We start from the raw sequence: 14,698 nt of genomic DNA, 5'->3' as shown, positions 1-14,698 counted from the left end.
GGACCACCGGAGCCGGGTTTCGATCCCTGGATGTCCTGCAAATCCGCAGGCAATCCGCCGTAGTGTAATGGCAGCACCTCTGATTTTGGTTCAGATAGTTCAGGTTCGAGTCCTGGCGGCGGAGCAAGCGGCAGATCACCATGTTCGATTCGAGGAGCTCCATGCCAACCGAGACCGCCGTGATCGTCCTCGCCGCCGGAGCGGGGACCCGGATGCGGTCCAAGACCCCCAAGGTGCTGCACCCCCTCGCCGGCCGGTCGATGCTCGCCCATGCCCTGCATGCGGCCGCGGAACTCGACCCCACCCACCTCGTGGTCGTCGTCGGCCACGAACGGGAGTCCGTCGGTGCAGCCGCTCTGGAAACTGCGTCCGGGCTCGATCGCGAGATCACCATCGCGGTCCAGGAGGAACAGAACGGGACCGGGCACGCCGTCGACTGCGGTCTGAGCGCGCTACCCACGGACTTCTCCGGGACCGTCGTCGTCACCTCCGCCGATGTCCCCCTGCTCGACGGCCACACCCTGCACGGACTGCTCGACGAACATCGCGCCGAGCCCACGCACGCAGGTGCGACCGTCCTGACGTTCGTACCTGCGGACCCCAACGGGTACGGCCGCATCGTGCGCGACGCCGACGGCGAGGTGGCGGAAATCGTCGAACATGCCGACGCCACCCCGGAACAGGTCGCGATCACGGAGGTCAACTCCGGCGTGTACGCGTTCGATGCGCAGGTTCTCCGGAACGCCTTGTCGCAGCTCGATTCGAGCAACGCCCAGCGTGAGTTCTATCTCACCGACGTGGTCAAGCTGGCCCGACAGTCGGGCCGGGACGTCTACGCCGCCCAGCTGTCCGACCCGGGCAAGGTTGCAGGCGCGAACGACCGCGTGCAGCTGTCCGAACTGGCGCGGGACCTGAACCGGCGGATCGTCGAGGCCCACATGCGTGCAGGCGTCACCGTCGTCGATCCGTCCTCGACGTGGATCGACGTAGACGTGACGATCGGGCGCGACGCGACGATCCGGCCGGGCGTACAGCTGCACGGCGCGACGTCGATCGGCGAGGACGCGGTCATCGGACCCGACACCACGCTCACCGACGTCACGGTCGGGGCGGGCGCTTCGGTGATCCGCACGCACGGCGACAGCTCTGTGATCGGCGCGGGCGCCACGGTCGGCCCGTTCACGTACCTGCGGCCCGGAACGGTGCTCGGCGAATCCGGAAAGCTCGGCGCGTTCGTCGAGGTGAAGAATTCCGACATCGGAGATCACACGAAGGTGCCGCATCTCACGTACGTCGGGGACGCGAGCATCGGTTCGCACACCAACATCGGGGCATCGAGCGTCTTCGTCAACTACGACGGCGTGAACAAGACCCGTACCGTGGTGGGGTCGCATGTGCGGACAGGGTCGGACACGATGTTCGTCGCCCCGGTCCGCGTGGGCGACGGCGCGTACACGGGCGCAGGCACCGTCCTGCGTGAGGACGTTCCGCCGGGGGCGCTAGCCGTCTCCGGAGGGAAACAGCGGAACATCGAAGGTTGGGTCGAGCGCAACAGGCCCGGGACGGCAGCCGCCGACGCGGCGGCATCAGCACAGCAGCACTACGAGAACTCAAGCAAGGACGGCGAAAAGCAGTGACCGCGAATTGGACCGACAACCAGAAGAACCTCATGCTCTTCTCCGGTCGCGCGCACCCGGAGCTGGCGGAGCAGGTCGCCAAGGAACTCGACATCCGGGTCACGCCGCAGACGGCGACCGACTTCGCGAACGGCGAGATCTTCGTCCGGTTCGAGGAGTCGGTGCGCGGCTCCGACGCGTTCGTGCTGCAGAGCCATCCGGCCCCGCTGAACACGTGGGTGATGGAGCAATTGATCATGATCGACGCGCTCAAGCGGGGCTCCGCCAAGCGCATCACCGCGGTCCTGCCGTTCTACCCGTACGCCCGCCAGGACAAGAAGCACCGCGGGCGTGAGCCCATCTCTGCGCGTCTGATCGCGGACCTCCTCAAGACCGCGGGCGCGGACCGCATCATCACCGTCGACCTGCACACCGATCAGATCCAGGGCTTCTTCGACGGGCCGGTCGACCACATGCACGCCCTCGGTCAGCTCGCCGGTTACGTGCGGGAGAACTACGGCACCGAGAACATCTGTGTCGTCTCCCCCGACGCCGGCCGCGTCAAGGTCGCCGAGAAATGGGCCGATGAACTCGACGGCGCACCGCTGGCGTTCGTGCACAAGACCCGCGACCCGCTGGTCCCGAACCAGGTGAAGTCGAACCGCGTCGTCGGTGACGTCAACGGCAGGACCTGTGTCCTGATCGACGACATGATCGACACCGGCGGCACCATCGCGGGCGCCGTGAAGGTCCTCAAGGACTCCGGTGCGGGCGACGTCATCATCGCGACCACGCACGGCGTGTTCTCCGACCCGGCCGCCGAGCGCCTCGCGAACTGCGGCGCGAAGGAGGTCATCGCGACCAACACACTGCCGATCCCCGAAGAGAAGCGTTTCCCGACGCTGACCGTCTTGTCGATCGCGCCGCTGCTCGCGCGCACGATCAAGGAGGTCTTCGAGAACGGCTCGGTGACCTCTCTCTTCAACGGCAGCGCGTAGCGCTTCGCGCCTGTGCGTGAGTTCGGCAACTCCAGCTGCCGAACTCACGCACAGGCGTAGAATTTTTGGGGTGTTCACCGGATTCCCCGTCACCGCGCTCGACTTCTACGAGGATCTCGAGTCGGACAACAGCAAGTCCTTCTGGGCCGCCCACAAGCCTGTCTACGACGAGTCGGTGCGTGCGCCGATGATCGCGCTCCTGGACGAACTGGAGCCGGAATTCGGTCCCGGTAAGGTCTTTCGCCCCCACCGCGATGTCCGCTTCTCGAAAGACAAGGCGCCCTACAAGACTCATCAGGGCGGATTCGTGGAAACGACCCCCGGCGCCGGTTTCTACGTCCAGGTGGACGCGCGTGGACTCTTCGTCGCGGGTGGCCACTACGCGCACTCCCCCGACCGCCTGGCGCGCTACCGCGCCGCCGTCGATGCCGAACTGCGCGGCAGCCAACTGGTGTCCGTCGTCGCCGGCCTCGAGGCGGCCGGGTTCGACATCGGCGGCGAGCAACTCAAGACCGCTCCCCGCGGGTTCGGCACCGACCATCCGCGGATCGAACTTCTGCGCCACAAGTCGCTGACCGCAGGCCGGTTGTTCACTTCTCCCGACTGGATCGACAGTCCTCGCACACTGACCGAGGTGCGCGATGCGTGGGTGGCGATGCGCCCGCTCGTCGACTGGTTTTCCGACGTCCTCGGGTGATCGGAACCTCTTGCGCGGCAAGAGGTTGCTGCTCACACACCCAACCCAAAGGAAATCGAGCATGAGATTCGTCACGACCGAACCTGGAACTCCAGGAAAGTACGGAGCCGGTGTGTCGTGCCGGGAACGTCTGCCCTATTGTCATGCGTCGTGATTGACGCGCAGACTCTCGATGCTCCGGCCGACACCACGAACACGCAGACGGACCGGCCGACATCGCGACGAGCCTGGGTTCCCGGGGCGTGCGTCTGGTGCGGCGACGACAATGCAGTCGACATGTACCGCAACGAACCGCGGTGCGGCACCTGCCGCGAGAACGAAGAGGTCATCGAGGGCGCACGCCGGTTCCTCGGGATGTACGGTCTCCGTCCGCTCGGCGGCACCCTCCAGTCCGATGACGAGGAAGAGCGCGAGTGGCGTGTCAATGCCCGCGACGCCCGGCAGACGCTGAACCAGATCAAGCTGGCGACCCCGCCCGATCCGGCGCTCGTGCGCAAGGCACTGCGGCCGCGCGCCGCGGCCGTTGTCGCCGAGTCCGCTTCCGCCGCTCCGCGTCCCGCTGCGACCACCGCCACCCGCACCAGCCGCAGCGCGGCGTCCGCGCCCGCCGCATCGCCGGTGCGCTCCGAGGCCGTCGATCTCGACGAGATCCAGTCGCGGGCACTGGCGTTGCTCGACCAGATGACTCAGGTCGACGCCCAGCTCGCGCAGGTCGCGGACCAGGCCGGCCTCGCGGCCCGCGCCCGCCGCAGTGACCTGGAGAAGCAGAAGGCGACGATCATGCGCACCCTGGGGGCGCTCGAGAAGGCCCGCCTCAGCGCCCAGCGGTAGCACCAGATCGGACCAGCGGTAGCACCGGATCAACACAGCGGTAGCGCCGGATCAACACAGCGGCGGCACCGGGTCTGGGGCACCATGGAGTGGTGACCATCGAGATCCGTGACGCCCGCGACGAGGACCTGCCCGGCATCCTCGAGATCCACAACGAGGCGGTCCGGAACACGACCGCCATCTGGGACGAGGAGACCGTCGACGTCGACGATCGCCGCGCCTGGCTCCACGACCGCCGTACCCAGGGCTTCCCGGTCCTCGTCGCGGTGGCCGGGGGCAGGGTCGCCGGGCATGCCTCGTACGGTGTGTGGCGGGCCAAGAGCGGCTACCGCCACACCGTCGAGAACTCCGTGTACGTGCACCCCGACCACCACGGTCGGGGTATCGCGACGGCGTTGATGACCGAGTTGATCTCCCGGGCCCGTGCGGGCCGCGTCCACGTCATGGTTGCGAGCATCGAGTCCGGCAACACCGTGTCCATTGCCCTGCACGAGCGCTTCGGCTTCCGGGTGGTCGGCGTCATGTCCGAGGTCGGCACCAAGTTCGGGCAGTGGCTGGACATGACGTACATGCAACTGACCCTCTGACCCGAACGGTCACCGGCGGACGCGGCCGCGATCGAACTCCATCCCACCCCACACGCCGGACTGCCCGGTCGAGACTGCGAAGTGCGTGCACTGCAGTCGGATCGGGCAACCGTTGCACACGTCGCGAGCGTGAGTGAAGTCGTCCGACGGGAACGGGAACCACCTTTCCGGGTTCGGATCGTCGCGGCAGGCCGCGTCCCGCCAGCGAGTCGGGTCGTCCACGAAGGTCGACGTCGTCATGTCCGGTCTCCTCTCCGGTTCTGCGCTCAGATCGCGGCGAGCCGCCGCCAGATCCGATGCTGGGCCTTCTCGATGTGGTTGGGCACCTTCGGTTCCCACAGCAGGGCCATCCCGGCTTCTTGAGGTGTCCGGTCGGCCTTCCGTTGGTTGCACGGCCGGCAGCACGCGACGAGGTTGGCCCAGCTGTTCGTGCCGCCTCGACTGCGGGGCACCACGTGGTCGATAGTGGTCGCGGCCTGGTCGGCGCAGTACGCACAACTGTGCCGGTCCCGCCGGAACACTCCCGCGTACGTGGCCCGACTGGTGTCGGTGACCGTCGCGGTGTGCGGCACGTAGACGTACTCGAACAGCCGGATCGTGACCGGCAGCGGGATCTCGAGGTGTTGCGCCCGAATCGGAACCCGCGGTTCGTGGTCCGCGACGGATTCGGCGGCGCCGATCGCCACGAGGGTGACGGCACGTTCCGCTGGGACCTCGCACAGCGCCTGGAAGGTCGCGTTGAGGACCAGCACGCGACTGCGCTGCCAGTTCCTGCTGTGGACGGTGACAGGTGGAGTGCGCATCGGATTCCTCGTTCTCGGGTGCGTGGTGGCGCCGAGAACCGTGCGGAACGAGGCGCGTCAGGTGGTGAGTGGGTGAATCGACCGGGAGCCGGCGTAGCGGTGTCCCCACGTCGAGCTCGGCAGCAGCGTCATGTGGGCGAGCTGGGATCGCGCAGGTTCCTGGAGGGAAGCAGGCCGGAGCTTCGACCACGAGATGACGGTTGTCGGTACCTGTGCTCGCATCGGCTGACTCCTCTCCTGGTTCGGGTGTGCGATCGGGACGCTCATGGTGACACCGACAGCCGGGTCGGTGCACCCGAATTACCGCGCGACTCGTGCTCGCCCCCGCTGCCGATGGTGATGCCACTCGACGCACACGAGGCGAGCGCGGCACCGGCGCGACGACGAACGTCACGGAAATCAACCGGTTCTGATCCGAAGGGGACGACACAAGCGCTACTAGCGAGTACGGTCCCACTGACCGAGATCAGCGACAATCGCGGATCAAAAGTCCGGTACCGCACCGTAATTCAAGTAACCGTAACTTTCGTTCAACCCTTCCACGCTGGCCTTTCTCATATATTGATACGCATAGTTGTGAAGTCTTTCGCTTGTGGTACGAATATTCCTGTCGCTGAGACATGCGTCACCATCCCCCACGAAAACAGGAGACCTCACAATGGGTTCGACCGCAGATGATCTGAAGACCGCCGCAGACCTCCAGAAGGTCATCACGGCCGCGGGTGGCGTCATCGTCGGCGTCGGCGCCGCAGTCGGCCTCGGCCTCGCGCTGATGCCGTTCCTCGCTGCCTGATTCGGCGCGGTCTCGGACCGGCCCCGTCACCGACCCTCAGTCGGCGACGGGGCCGGTCCGGATTCCGGCGGTCTCGAGATCACGGCGACCTCACTCGCCGTGATCTCTCACCGCACCACGGCGTACCGGAAATACAGGACCTTTCCGACGGTGCGGTTCTCGAGGAGATCGAGGTCCACCCTGCGCTCGTCGCGCGCGAAGAACGGGATACCGCCGCCGACGAGCACCGGGAAGACCCGGATCTTGTACTCGTCGATCAGGCTCGCCGCGCCCGCGGCGAGGCCCGCGCCACCGATCGCGATCTCGCCGTCCCCCGGCTCGGCTCGCAGCCGCTCGATCTCCTCGACGAGGCCTCCGGGCAGCAGGCGGGCATTGCCCTGCACCTCCGTCAAGGTCGTGGAGAAGACCACTTTGGGAAGGGCGTTCCACAGCACGGTCCATTCCCGCTCGGCGCCGCTCAGTGTCGGATCCTGGTCGGCAGTCTCCCAGTACAGCATCGTCTCGTACAGGCGTCGCCCCATCAGGTGCACGTCGACGTCGTGGATCTCGTCCATGGAGAGCTGGAAGACGTCGTCGTCGAAGCCCGGCCAGTCGAATCCGCCGTCCGGTCCGACGATGAAGCCGTCCAGCGACATGCTCATCGAATAGGTCACCTTGCGCATCGGATGCCCTCCCCTTTCGTGTTCACTCGCGTCCCGTCCGGTCGGCGAGGATGAGTGCGAACCGGTCCAGCGGATCCGTCCACACCCGGTCGCTGCCGAAACCCGCTGCGGCAAGCTCCTTGCAGATTCCCTCGACCCGGAACTTCGCGGAGATCTCCGTCCGCATCTGCTCCCCCTCGTCGAACACGACGTCCAGGTCGATCGCAGGCACACGCACCGTCATCGGCCGCAGCGCCTGCACTCGCATCTCGATCCACTCGTTGCGCGAATCCCACAGTGCCACATGACGGAATCCCGACAGGTCGAAGTTCGCCCCCAGCCGCGTGTTCAACACGTTGAGCACGTTGAGGTTGAACTGCGCCGTCACACCCGCGGCGTCGTCGTAGGCGGGAACCATCACCTCCGGATCGGTCACCAGCCCGACTCCGAGCAACAACTGCTCCCCGTCCTCGAGTACCTCCGCGACCGAGGACAGGAACTCCGCGCGCTCGTCCGGGACGAGGTTCCCCAACGTTCCGCCGAGAAACGCGATCATCCTGCGACCCCCGCGAGGCAGGTTGTGCAGGGTGTCGGTGAAGTCACTGACGATGCCGTGCACGACCAGGCGCGGATACCTGCGGGCCAGGTCGTGCACCGACGAATCCAACGCCGCCACCGACACGTCCTGCGGGACGTAGCGTTCGAGCGACCCGTGCGCGGTCATGGCGTCCAGCAGGAGCTTCGTCTTCTCCGACGACCCGGACCCCAGTTCGACGAGGATCTGCGCCGACGTCGCCTCCGCCACGTGCTCGGCGCTCGCCCGCAGGAGCTCCCGTTCGGTGCGCGTCGGGTAGTACTCGGGGAGCCGGGTGATCTCCTCGAACAGCTCGCTGCCGTGCGCATCGTAGAACCACTTGGGGGGAAGCGATTTCGGCACCGCCGTCAGGCCGAGCCGGGCGTCCACCCGTAGACTCTCGTCCAGATCCTCCGGCGCCAAGTGAATCTCGATCGTCGGCTCGGTCATGCCCGTCCCTCCCGGTACGCGTTCCGTGTCGGCAATTCGGTGATGTCCAGGTGGCCGGGTCGCGCCTCGACCGCATGCCCGTCCGGCACCGGAACCCAGCCGTCCCGGTCGTCGACGGGCTCGGACGCGACCAGCGCGCTCGCCTCGTCGACCCGCACCGACAGCGCATGATCGACCGCGGTCGCCCACACGGTGGTCCCGTCACCGAGCATCATGTTCAGTCGCGACCGCGGCGCGGCATCGAGCACCTCGGTGACCACGTCGCGCAGTACCACGCCGGGCGGCGAGACCCCCAGCCTGCGCCGCACCAAGGTCCACAACAGCGCCGAATCGGTCAGGGCAGGCATCGTCAGCAGTTCCACCGCGGGCAACCACTCGGCCAGTGCCGCAACCGAACCGGGCCACCCGTCGATCCGGCCGTTGTGACTGAACGCCCATCGCCCATCCGTGAACGGCGCACAGGCCTCTGCCGTGATCGGCATCCCCTCCGTCGCGGACCGAACCGCCCCCATGACGCCCGTCGACCGGACCTGGGTGAGGACACCGACAACCGCCGGGTCGGCCCAGATCGGGCGGGCGTTCCGGTACGCGGTGGCACCCTCGCCACCTTCCGGCCACCACGCGACTCCGAAACCGTCGGCGTTGATCGTGCCACCACCGCGCATGTCGGCCGGCGCCCACGACTGCGTAACCAGGTTGTGTGGGCCGTCGGTCACCACACTCGCCACGGACCGCGGCGGACCCACGTACGCGAGGTGCCTACACATCCGACTCCACGTCCCGCGCGCAGCGGAATCCCGCAAAGATCTGCCTACGGATCGGGTGATCCCAGTTCCGGAACGTCCCGCGGCACGCCACCGGGTCCGTCCCGAACGACCCGCCACGGAGGACCTTGTAGTCACCGCCGTGGAACACCTCCGAGTACTCCCGGTAGGGGAATGCCGAAAAGCCAGGGTAGGGAAGGAAATCGGAGGAGGTCCACTCCCACACGTCCCCGATGAGCTGATGGACACCGAGCGGCGACGCCCCGACGGGGTATGCCCCGACCTCGGCCGGCTCCAGGTGACGCTGGCCCAGGTTCGCACGTTCCGGAGTCGGTTCCTCGTCCCCCCACGGGAATCGCCGCGACCGGCCCGACACCGGATCCCATCGCGCGGCACGTTCCCACTCCGTCTCCGTCGGCAAGCGGCGTCCGGCCCACCGCGCGTACGCCTGCGCCTCGAACCAGCTGACGTGCACCACCGGCTGGTGTTCACGCATCGGCTCCATCGTCCCGAACGCCCGCCGCCACCACGCGCCCGCGCCGTCGTCCACCCAGAACTGCGGCGCGTCGAGTTCGGCGGCGACGCGGTGCGCCCAACCGCGTTCGCTCCACAGCTCGGGCCTGCGGTACCCGCCGTCGGCCATGAACTCCAGGTACCGCCCGTTCGTGACCGGCGCCGCGTCGATCGCGAACGCCCGCACGGTGACGCGGTGTGCGGGGCGTTCGTTGTCGAGGGCCCACGGATCGGTGGAGGTGCCCATCTCGAACTCGCCGCCGGGCACGACGACCTCACCGCGAGGAACCGCCGCCGTCCGCGGGGCGGCCTGAGCCGCCAGAACGGCCGAGCCGCGACGGAGCTGGTGGGTGGCCAGCATGGTCTCGTCGTGCTGCTGCTCGTGCTGGGCGATCATCGCGAACGCGAACCCGTCCTCCTCGAGCCTGCGGCCCCGCAGCGGCGACCGGTCGAGCACGTCCCAGGACTTGTCGCGGACCTGATCGACGTACTGCCGCGCCTCGGACGGATTCAGCAGTGGCAGTGACGGTCTCGTTGCGCGAGGGTGAGCGAAGGCATCGTACAGTTCGTCGATGTCGCGGCGTACCGGTTCGCGTCCCCCGATGTCGCGGACCAGCCACAGTTCTTCCTGGTTCCCGATATGCGCGAGATCCCACACGAGCGGGCTCATCAGCGGCGAATGCTGGGTCGTGAGGTCGACGTCGTCCACGCAGTCGGTCAGTGCACGGCTGCGGTCCCGCGCCCGGGTCAGTTCTGCGACCAGTCGGGTGCGGACGTCCTCGGGTGTGGTCATCGGTCGGCCACCTTCGTCACGATGCTGTCTCCTCGGTCACGGTGCCGACACCCCTGTCACGGTGCGTCCACGGCGACATCGCTCCGCCGCGGCGGCCAGGTCGGGCGCGAACGTCGCCGAGCGGGACGCGGCCAGTTCCAGGAGATCGACGGCAGCGGTACGTAATTCGGGTTCGATCAGTCCCAGTTCGGCGGCGCAGCGCCATCGGTCCGCGGTCGGTGCTGCGATCGCGGTTGCCTCCTCGACGGTCACCGGATCGCCGACCAGCGCGGAAAGCGCGGCCACCGGGATTCGCCACCCGTCACCCGGCTGTGCGTCGAGGTAGCGCACCTCGAAATGCCCGGCCGCCCGCACGGGAGGGAACAACGTCGTGAGGTGATAGTTCAGATCCGACACGTTCGGACTCCGACCGATCACCGAATCCAGCTCACCGGCAACCCAATCCGAGAATCTGGCGTCACCGGGAACCGACCAGTCGTCGGCGCTGTCCCCGCAGCCGCCGCGCACACACAGCAGCGGAGCGTCGACTGCCCAGCTCGCGTAGTCGCGGATCGGGTCGGACAGTCGCGGCGGGTCGGTGCGTCCGGGGTCGAGTTCGAACCAGGTGCGCATCCGCTGCGAGGCCCACCGACCACCGGGAACCCCGCGGAGCCGCGGTGAGCAGGCGAACGCCGCCAGCAGGGCCGGGCCGATCGCGTAGAGCGCACGCCAACGGGCCGAGACCTCGGCTGCGTCGGCACCTGCGTCGACACTGATCTGGGTGGCGGTCGTGTTGCACATCATCAACCGCCCGAACGGACCGATCCGGTCGAAGCGGTGCTGCATCGCGCGGTATCGGGGAGCGGGGAGGATGCGATCCGCGATTCGATCGGGGTCCGCCGCCCCCGATCGCATCGCGATGCCCGCGCCGGCGAGCAGGTGCTCCAGCCGGGTGGAGTCGGAGGCGAGCGCCGCGCACAATTCCTCGGCAGAGGACATCGGGGCGCTGGAGAGTTCGATCTGACCGCCCGGCTCGAGGGTGACGACACTGCCACCGGGAAGTGCCCGCGCGGGGGAATCGGCGACGATCGAGGTCGGAGCATGCGGTCCGAGAGCAGCGGCAAAATCGGTGGGTCGGGGACGCGCACCGTCACGAGCAGCCGTCAACCATTCCAGTTCGGCACCGATCAGCCGCGGCGGGCCGAGTTTGAAACAGACCCCACCGACGTACGCCTCCGCCGCGGCCCTGGTGGTCAGCCGCGCGGACCCCGTTCGTGTTGCCATGGTCATCGCCGTGCTCCGATCCTCGGACGGCATGTACGGATCACAGAACGTGACCGAGGGTAGACCGGAATCGCGGTCGCTGTCATCACCCGCACAGCGAGCCGCACGGGTAGCGTCGACCGCAGACGTCGACCGATTCTGGAGGCCCGATGCTCGATCTAGGCCGCGTCCGCGCCGACACACCCGGGTGCGCGGGACGCGTGTTCCTGGACAGCGCCGGATCGTCCCTCCCGCCGAATCCCGTTCTCGACGAAATGATCGGTCACCTGCGGCGCGAGGCGGAGATCGGCGGCTACCGGGCGGCAGCGGAACGCGCCGACGACCTCGCCGACGTCAAGGGGTCGCTCGCGCAATTGCTCGGCGCCCAGCCCGCCGACCTGGCACTCGTGGAGAGCGCCTCACGGGCATGGGCCGACTTCTTCTACTCCGTTCCGCTCGCGTCCGGCGACCGCATCCTCATCACCGAGGTGGAGTACGCCAGCAACGCGATAGCGGCGTTCCAGCGCGCCCGATCGAGCGGTGCGAGCGTCGAGGTGGTGCCGTCGACCCCGATCGGCGAGATCGACCTCGACGCCCTGCACCGAATGCTCGACGAGCGGGTCCGCCTGGTCTCGCTGGTCCACGCCCCGACCAACGGCGGCCTCATCAATCCGGTCCGAGAAGTCGTCGACCTCGCCCACGGCGTCGGTGCACTGGTGCTGCTCGACGCCTGCCAGTCCGTCGGTCAGGTGCCGGTCGACGTCCGTGAACTCGGCGTGGACGCCCTGTCGGCGACGGGACGCAAGTGGCTCCGAGGACCTCGCGGCACCGGCTTCCTGTACCTGCGCCCCGAGCTCGCACGGAGCATGGAACCCGCGGCCCTCGACCTGCACGGAGCGCAGTGGGCGGAGGAGACCGGGTACCGGCTCGCACCCGACGCATCCCGGTTCGAGTTCTGGGAGTGTTCGGTCGCAGGCAGGCTCGGTCTCGGTGCCGCGATCCGATACCTGCTCGACCTCGGCATCGACGAGGTGGCGTCGGCGGTCTCGGCGCGAGCGGAATTCGCCCGCACCGAGCTCGCCGCGCTCCCCGGTGTCACCGTCCGCGACCTCGGTGGCCACCGCAGCGGCATCGTCTCGTTCACCGTCGAGGGTGTCGACCCCAATTCCGCCCGGGAGGTGCTGGCGGACAGCGACGTCACCGTCACCGTGAGCGGTCGCGGATCAACCTGGGTCGACATGACGCGTCGCGGACTCGACGGTGTCCTACGCGCGTCGCCGCACTACTTCAACACCTTCGAGGATCTGGACCGTCTGGTCGCCGCCGTCGCGGAACTGTGAACGGGTCTCGCCGGACCCGCTCGCGCCGCATCGGCACCCGGGCCCACTCCGCGAGCCCCTCCCATCTCGACGGGAGGGGCTTGCGAAGCGAACGACTCAGCTCAGGTGGTGCACCTCCTGCATCCCGTACACCGGAGTCGAGATGCCCTCGTACCGAGCCTTGAGCTGCAGAGCCAGGTACAGCGAGTAGTGCCGCGACTGATGCAGGTTGCCGCCGTGGAACCACAGCGCCTCCTGCTGGGTCGGCTTCCACATGTTGCGCTGCTCGCCCTCCCACGGCCCGGGATCCTTCGTGGTGTCCGAGCCCAGACCCCAGCACTTGCCGACCCGATCGGCGATCTCCTGCCCCATCAGGTCCGCGGCCCACCCGTTCATCGACCCGTACCCGGTTGCGTAGACCACGACGTCGGCCTCGAGTTCGGTGCCGTCGTCGAGGATCACCGAGTTCTCGGTGAGCTCACGAATGTTCCCGTGTGCCAGAGCGATGTCACCGTTCGCGACGAGTTCGGCGGCGCCGACATCGATGTAGTAGCCCGATCCGCGGCGCAGGTACTTCATGAACAGCCCCGAACCGTCGTCACCGAAGTCGTGCTGGAACCCGACACTTTCCAGCCTGTCGTAGAAGTCGGCGTCGCGGGCGCGGATCTTCTCGTAGATCGGGATCTGGAACTCGTGCATGATCCGGTACGGCAGCGATGCGAACGTGAGATCCGCTTTGTGTGTTGTCATTCCGGCTTCGAGTGCCCGCTCGGAGTACAGGTCGCCGAGGCCGAGGTCCATGAGCGAATCCGACTTCACGATGTGCGTCGACGAGCGCTGCACCATCGTCACGTCAGCGCCGTGCTCCCACAGCGCGCCGCAGATGTCGTGGGCGGAATTGTTCGCGCCGATCACCACGGCCTTCTTGCCCGCGTAGGCGTCGGGACCGGGATGCGCGCTGGAGTGGTGCTGATCGCCTCGGAACTTCTCCATGCCGGGGAACGACGGGACGTTCGCCTTGCCCGACATGCCGGTGGCGAGCACCAGTTGCCTGGGGCGCAACGTGATCGGCTCTCCGTCGCGGACCACCTCGACGGTCCACGTGCCGAGCTTCTCGTCGTAGGACGCGGACGTGCATGTCGTCTTCGACCAGTACGGCACCTCCATCACCTTCGTGTACATCTCCAGCCAGTCGCCGATCTTGTCCTTCGGCGCGAACACCGGCCAGTTGTCGGGAAAAGGCATGTACGGCAGATGGTCGTACCAGACCGGGTCGTGCAGGCACAGCGACTTGTAGCGGCCCCGCCACTGGTCACCGGGGCGGTCGTGCTTGTCGAGCACCAGGGCGGGCACTCCGAGCTGACGCATCCGCGCACCCAGCGCGATGCCACCCTGCCCGCCGCCGACGATCACCACGTACGGCTGCGCCGAGTACCCCAGTTCACGCTCCTCGAGGTCCCGCTGCTCCGACCAGGTGACGCGGTTCGGATCCGCGCCGTGCTCGGCGCCCATCGGGCGGCGCGTGCCCTTCCCCTCCTCGTGTCCCTTGAGTTCCTGCAGCGTGGTCAGCAGGGTCCACGCGCGGTCGCGACCGTCCTCGTCTCCACGCAGCCGCAGGTGACCCTCGCCGCGCCCGGTTGCCGTCTCGAACGCGACCCAGGCGGAGACCACACCGTCCGCCTCGGTGGGTTCCTCGGTGGCGCGGAAGCCGGAGGGATCGGTGTCGTCGAGACGCTCGCCGAGCATGTCCGCGACGCCGTCACGACCCTCGACCGTCTTGAGGTTCCAGGTGAACGAGACGAGGTCGCGCCAGAAGCCGTCGACGGCGAACAGGCCGGCCGCAGCATCGACGTCCCGGGTCGCGAGCGCGGCCTCGAATTCCGTCAGCCAGGCGTCGACCCGTTCCCTCGGCGATCCGGTGGCGGAGCGAGCCGCGGGGTCGAGTGTCTGTGTCATGGCGCCAATCCCTTCGTTGTCGTGTGACACAGAGCACACTCTCGGTAGATACGCGCGACAAGCGTTGCAGCGCGTTGCACGACACCCGCACCACTCATCGCGTGTGACACCCGACACATCG

General features: G+C 67.8%; 16 protein-coding genes and 1 tRNA gene. 8 read left to right on the top strand and 9 right to left on the bottom strand.

The genetic code is table 11. The features are described from left to right. Positions 1-53: 53 nt before the first annotated feature. The 6 genes from RHCRD62_RS01630 to RHCRD62_RS01605 all read left to right on the top strand — a co-directional run bounded on the left by RHCRD62_RS01630 (position 54) and on the right by RHCRD62_RS01605 (position 4,729). Positions 54-124, top strand: a tRNA-Gln gene (locus tag RHCRD62_RS01630). Between the two features lie 37 nt (positions 125-161). Continuing rightward, on the top strand, positions 162-1,637 hold the full coding sequence (gene glmU, locus RHCRD62_RS01625; protein ID WP_050063412.1) for a bifunctional UDP-N-acetylglucosamine diphosphorylase/glucosamine-1-phosphate N-acetyltransferase GlmU: 1,476 nt from the start codon (positions 162-164) through the stop codon (positions 1,635-1,637). Next, a complete protein-coding gene (locus tag RHCRD62_RS01620) occupies positions 1,634-2,614 on the top strand; it encodes a ribose-phosphate diphosphokinase (protein ID WP_050062908.1) in 981 nt (326 codons plus the stop codon). Before glmU ends, RHCRD62_RS01620 begins: the two co-directional genes overlap by 4 nt. Positions 2,615-2,684: 70 nt before the next feature. Further along, a complete protein-coding gene (locus tag RHCRD62_RS01615) occupies positions 2,685-3,311 on the top strand; it encodes a DUF2461 domain-containing protein (RefSeq protein ID WP_050062907.1) in 627 nt (208 codons plus the stop codon). A gap of 150 nt (positions 3,312-3,461) precedes the next feature. Continuing rightward, positions 3,462-4,142, top strand: a complete 681-nt coding sequence (locus tag RHCRD62_RS01610; protein ID WP_050062906.1) for a hypothetical protein — start codon at positions 3,462-3,464, stop codon at positions 4,140-4,142. A gap of 98 nt (positions 4,143-4,240) precedes the next feature. Continuing rightward, positions 4,241-4,729 (top strand): GNAT family N-acetyltransferase, encoded by a 489-nt coding sequence (locus RHCRD62_RS01605; RefSeq protein WP_050063411.1) that lies wholly within the window; start codon positions 4,241-4,243, stop codon positions 4,727-4,729. A 9-nt stretch (positions 4,730-4,738) separates the two neighbouring features. Here the strand turns inward: RHCRD62_RS01605 and RHCRD62_RS01600 are convergent, their stop codons facing one another. The 3 genes from RHCRD62_RS01600 to RHCRD62_RS25695 are packed head-to-tail and all read right to left on the bottom strand — an operon-like array spanning position 4,739 to position 5,754. Further along, a complete protein-coding gene (locus RHCRD62_RS01600) occupies positions 4,739-4,969 on the bottom strand; it encodes a WhiB family transcriptional regulator (RefSeq protein ID WP_050062905.1) in 231 nt (76 codons plus the stop codon). A gap of 26 nt (positions 4,970-4,995) precedes the next feature. Next, positions 4,996-5,532, bottom strand: coding sequence for an HNH endonuclease (locus RHCRD62_RS01595; protein ID WP_050062904.1), 537 nt, complete (start codon positions 5,530-5,532; stop codon positions 4,996-4,998). A 57-nt stretch (positions 5,533-5,589) separates the two neighbouring features. Then, positions 5,590-5,754 (bottom strand): hypothetical protein, encoded by a 165-nt coding sequence (locus RHCRD62_RS25695; protein ID WP_157050765.1) that lies wholly within the window; start codon positions 5,752-5,754, stop codon positions 5,590-5,592. Positions 5,755-6,190: 436 nt separating this feature from the next. Here RHCRD62_RS25695 and RHCRD62_RS26580 point away from each other — a divergent pair, with 436 nt between their 5' ends. Continuing rightward, positions 6,191-6,325, top strand: a complete 135-nt coding sequence (locus RHCRD62_RS26580) for a hypothetical protein (RefSeq protein ID WP_283235411.1) — start codon at positions 6,191-6,193, stop codon at positions 6,323-6,325. 107 nt (positions 6,326-6,432) lie between these two features. Here the strand turns inward: RHCRD62_RS26580 and RHCRD62_RS01590 are convergent, their stop codons facing one another. Genes RHCRD62_RS01590 through egtA form a run of 5 tightly spaced genes read right to left on the bottom strand, consistent with a single transcriptional unit; the run spans position 6,433 to position 11,329 of the window. Further along, positions 6,433-6,987: a dihydrofolate reductase family protein gene (locus RHCRD62_RS01590; RefSeq protein WP_050062903.1), complete on the bottom strand. Its 555-nt coding sequence runs from the start codon at positions 6,985-6,987 to the stop codon at positions 6,433-6,435. Between the two features lie 22 nt (positions 6,988-7,009). Continuing rightward, entirely contained in the window at positions 7,010-7,990 is a 981-nt protein-coding gene (egtD, locus tag RHCRD62_RS01585) for an L-histidine N(alpha)-methyltransferase (RefSeq protein ID WP_050062902.1), read from the bottom strand. Next, a complete protein-coding gene (gene egtC / locus RHCRD62_RS01580) occupies positions 7,987-8,757 on the bottom strand; it encodes an ergothioneine biosynthesis protein EgtC (protein ID WP_050062901.1) in 771 nt (256 codons plus the stop codon). The genes egtD and egtC overlap by 4 nt, the downstream gene beginning before the upstream one ends. Continuing rightward, the gene (egtB, locus tag RHCRD62_RS01575; RefSeq protein WP_050062900.1) at positions 8,750-10,060 is read right to left on the bottom strand and encodes an ergothioneine biosynthesis protein EgtB; all 1,311 of its coding nucleotides are present in this window, start codon (positions 10,058-10,060) and stop codon (positions 8,750-8,752) included. Before egtB ends, egtC begins: the two co-directional genes overlap by 8 nt. A gap of 36 nt (positions 10,061-10,096) precedes the next feature. Further along, positions 10,097-11,329 carry an ergothioneine biosynthesis glutamate--cysteine ligase EgtA gene (egtA, locus tag RHCRD62_RS01570; protein ID WP_157050764.1) on the bottom strand — a complete coding sequence of 411 codons (1,233 nt, stop codon included), beginning with the start codon at positions 11,327-11,329 and terminating at the stop codon, positions 10,097-10,099. A 143-nt stretch (positions 11,330-11,472) separates the two neighbouring features. On the opposite strand from egtA, the gene RHCRD62_RS01565 reads away from it, so the two are divergent. Next, the gene (locus RHCRD62_RS01565) at positions 11,473-12,642 is read left to right on the top strand and encodes an aminotransferase class V-fold PLP-dependent enzyme (RefSeq protein ID WP_050062899.1); all 1,170 of its coding nucleotides are present in this window, start codon (positions 11,473-11,475) and stop codon (positions 12,640-12,642) included. Between the two features lie 96 nt (positions 12,643-12,738). On the opposite strand, the gene RHCRD62_RS01560 is transcribed toward RHCRD62_RS01565, so the two are convergent. After that, positions 12,739-14,577, bottom strand: a complete 1,839-nt coding sequence (locus tag RHCRD62_RS01560; protein ID WP_050062898.1) for an NAD(P)-binding domain-containing protein — start codon at positions 14,575-14,577, stop codon at positions 12,739-12,741. Between the last annotated feature and the right edge of the window lie 121 nt (positions 14,578-14,698).

Source organism: Rhodococcus sp. RD6.2 (assembly GCF_001040705.1).
Taxonomy (GTDB): domain Bacteria; phylum Actinomycetota; class Actinomycetes; order Mycobacteriales; family Mycobacteriaceae; genus Rhodococcus_G.
Note: the sequence above shows the minus strand (reverse complement) of the source record. Positions and strands in the feature narration are given on the sequence as shown.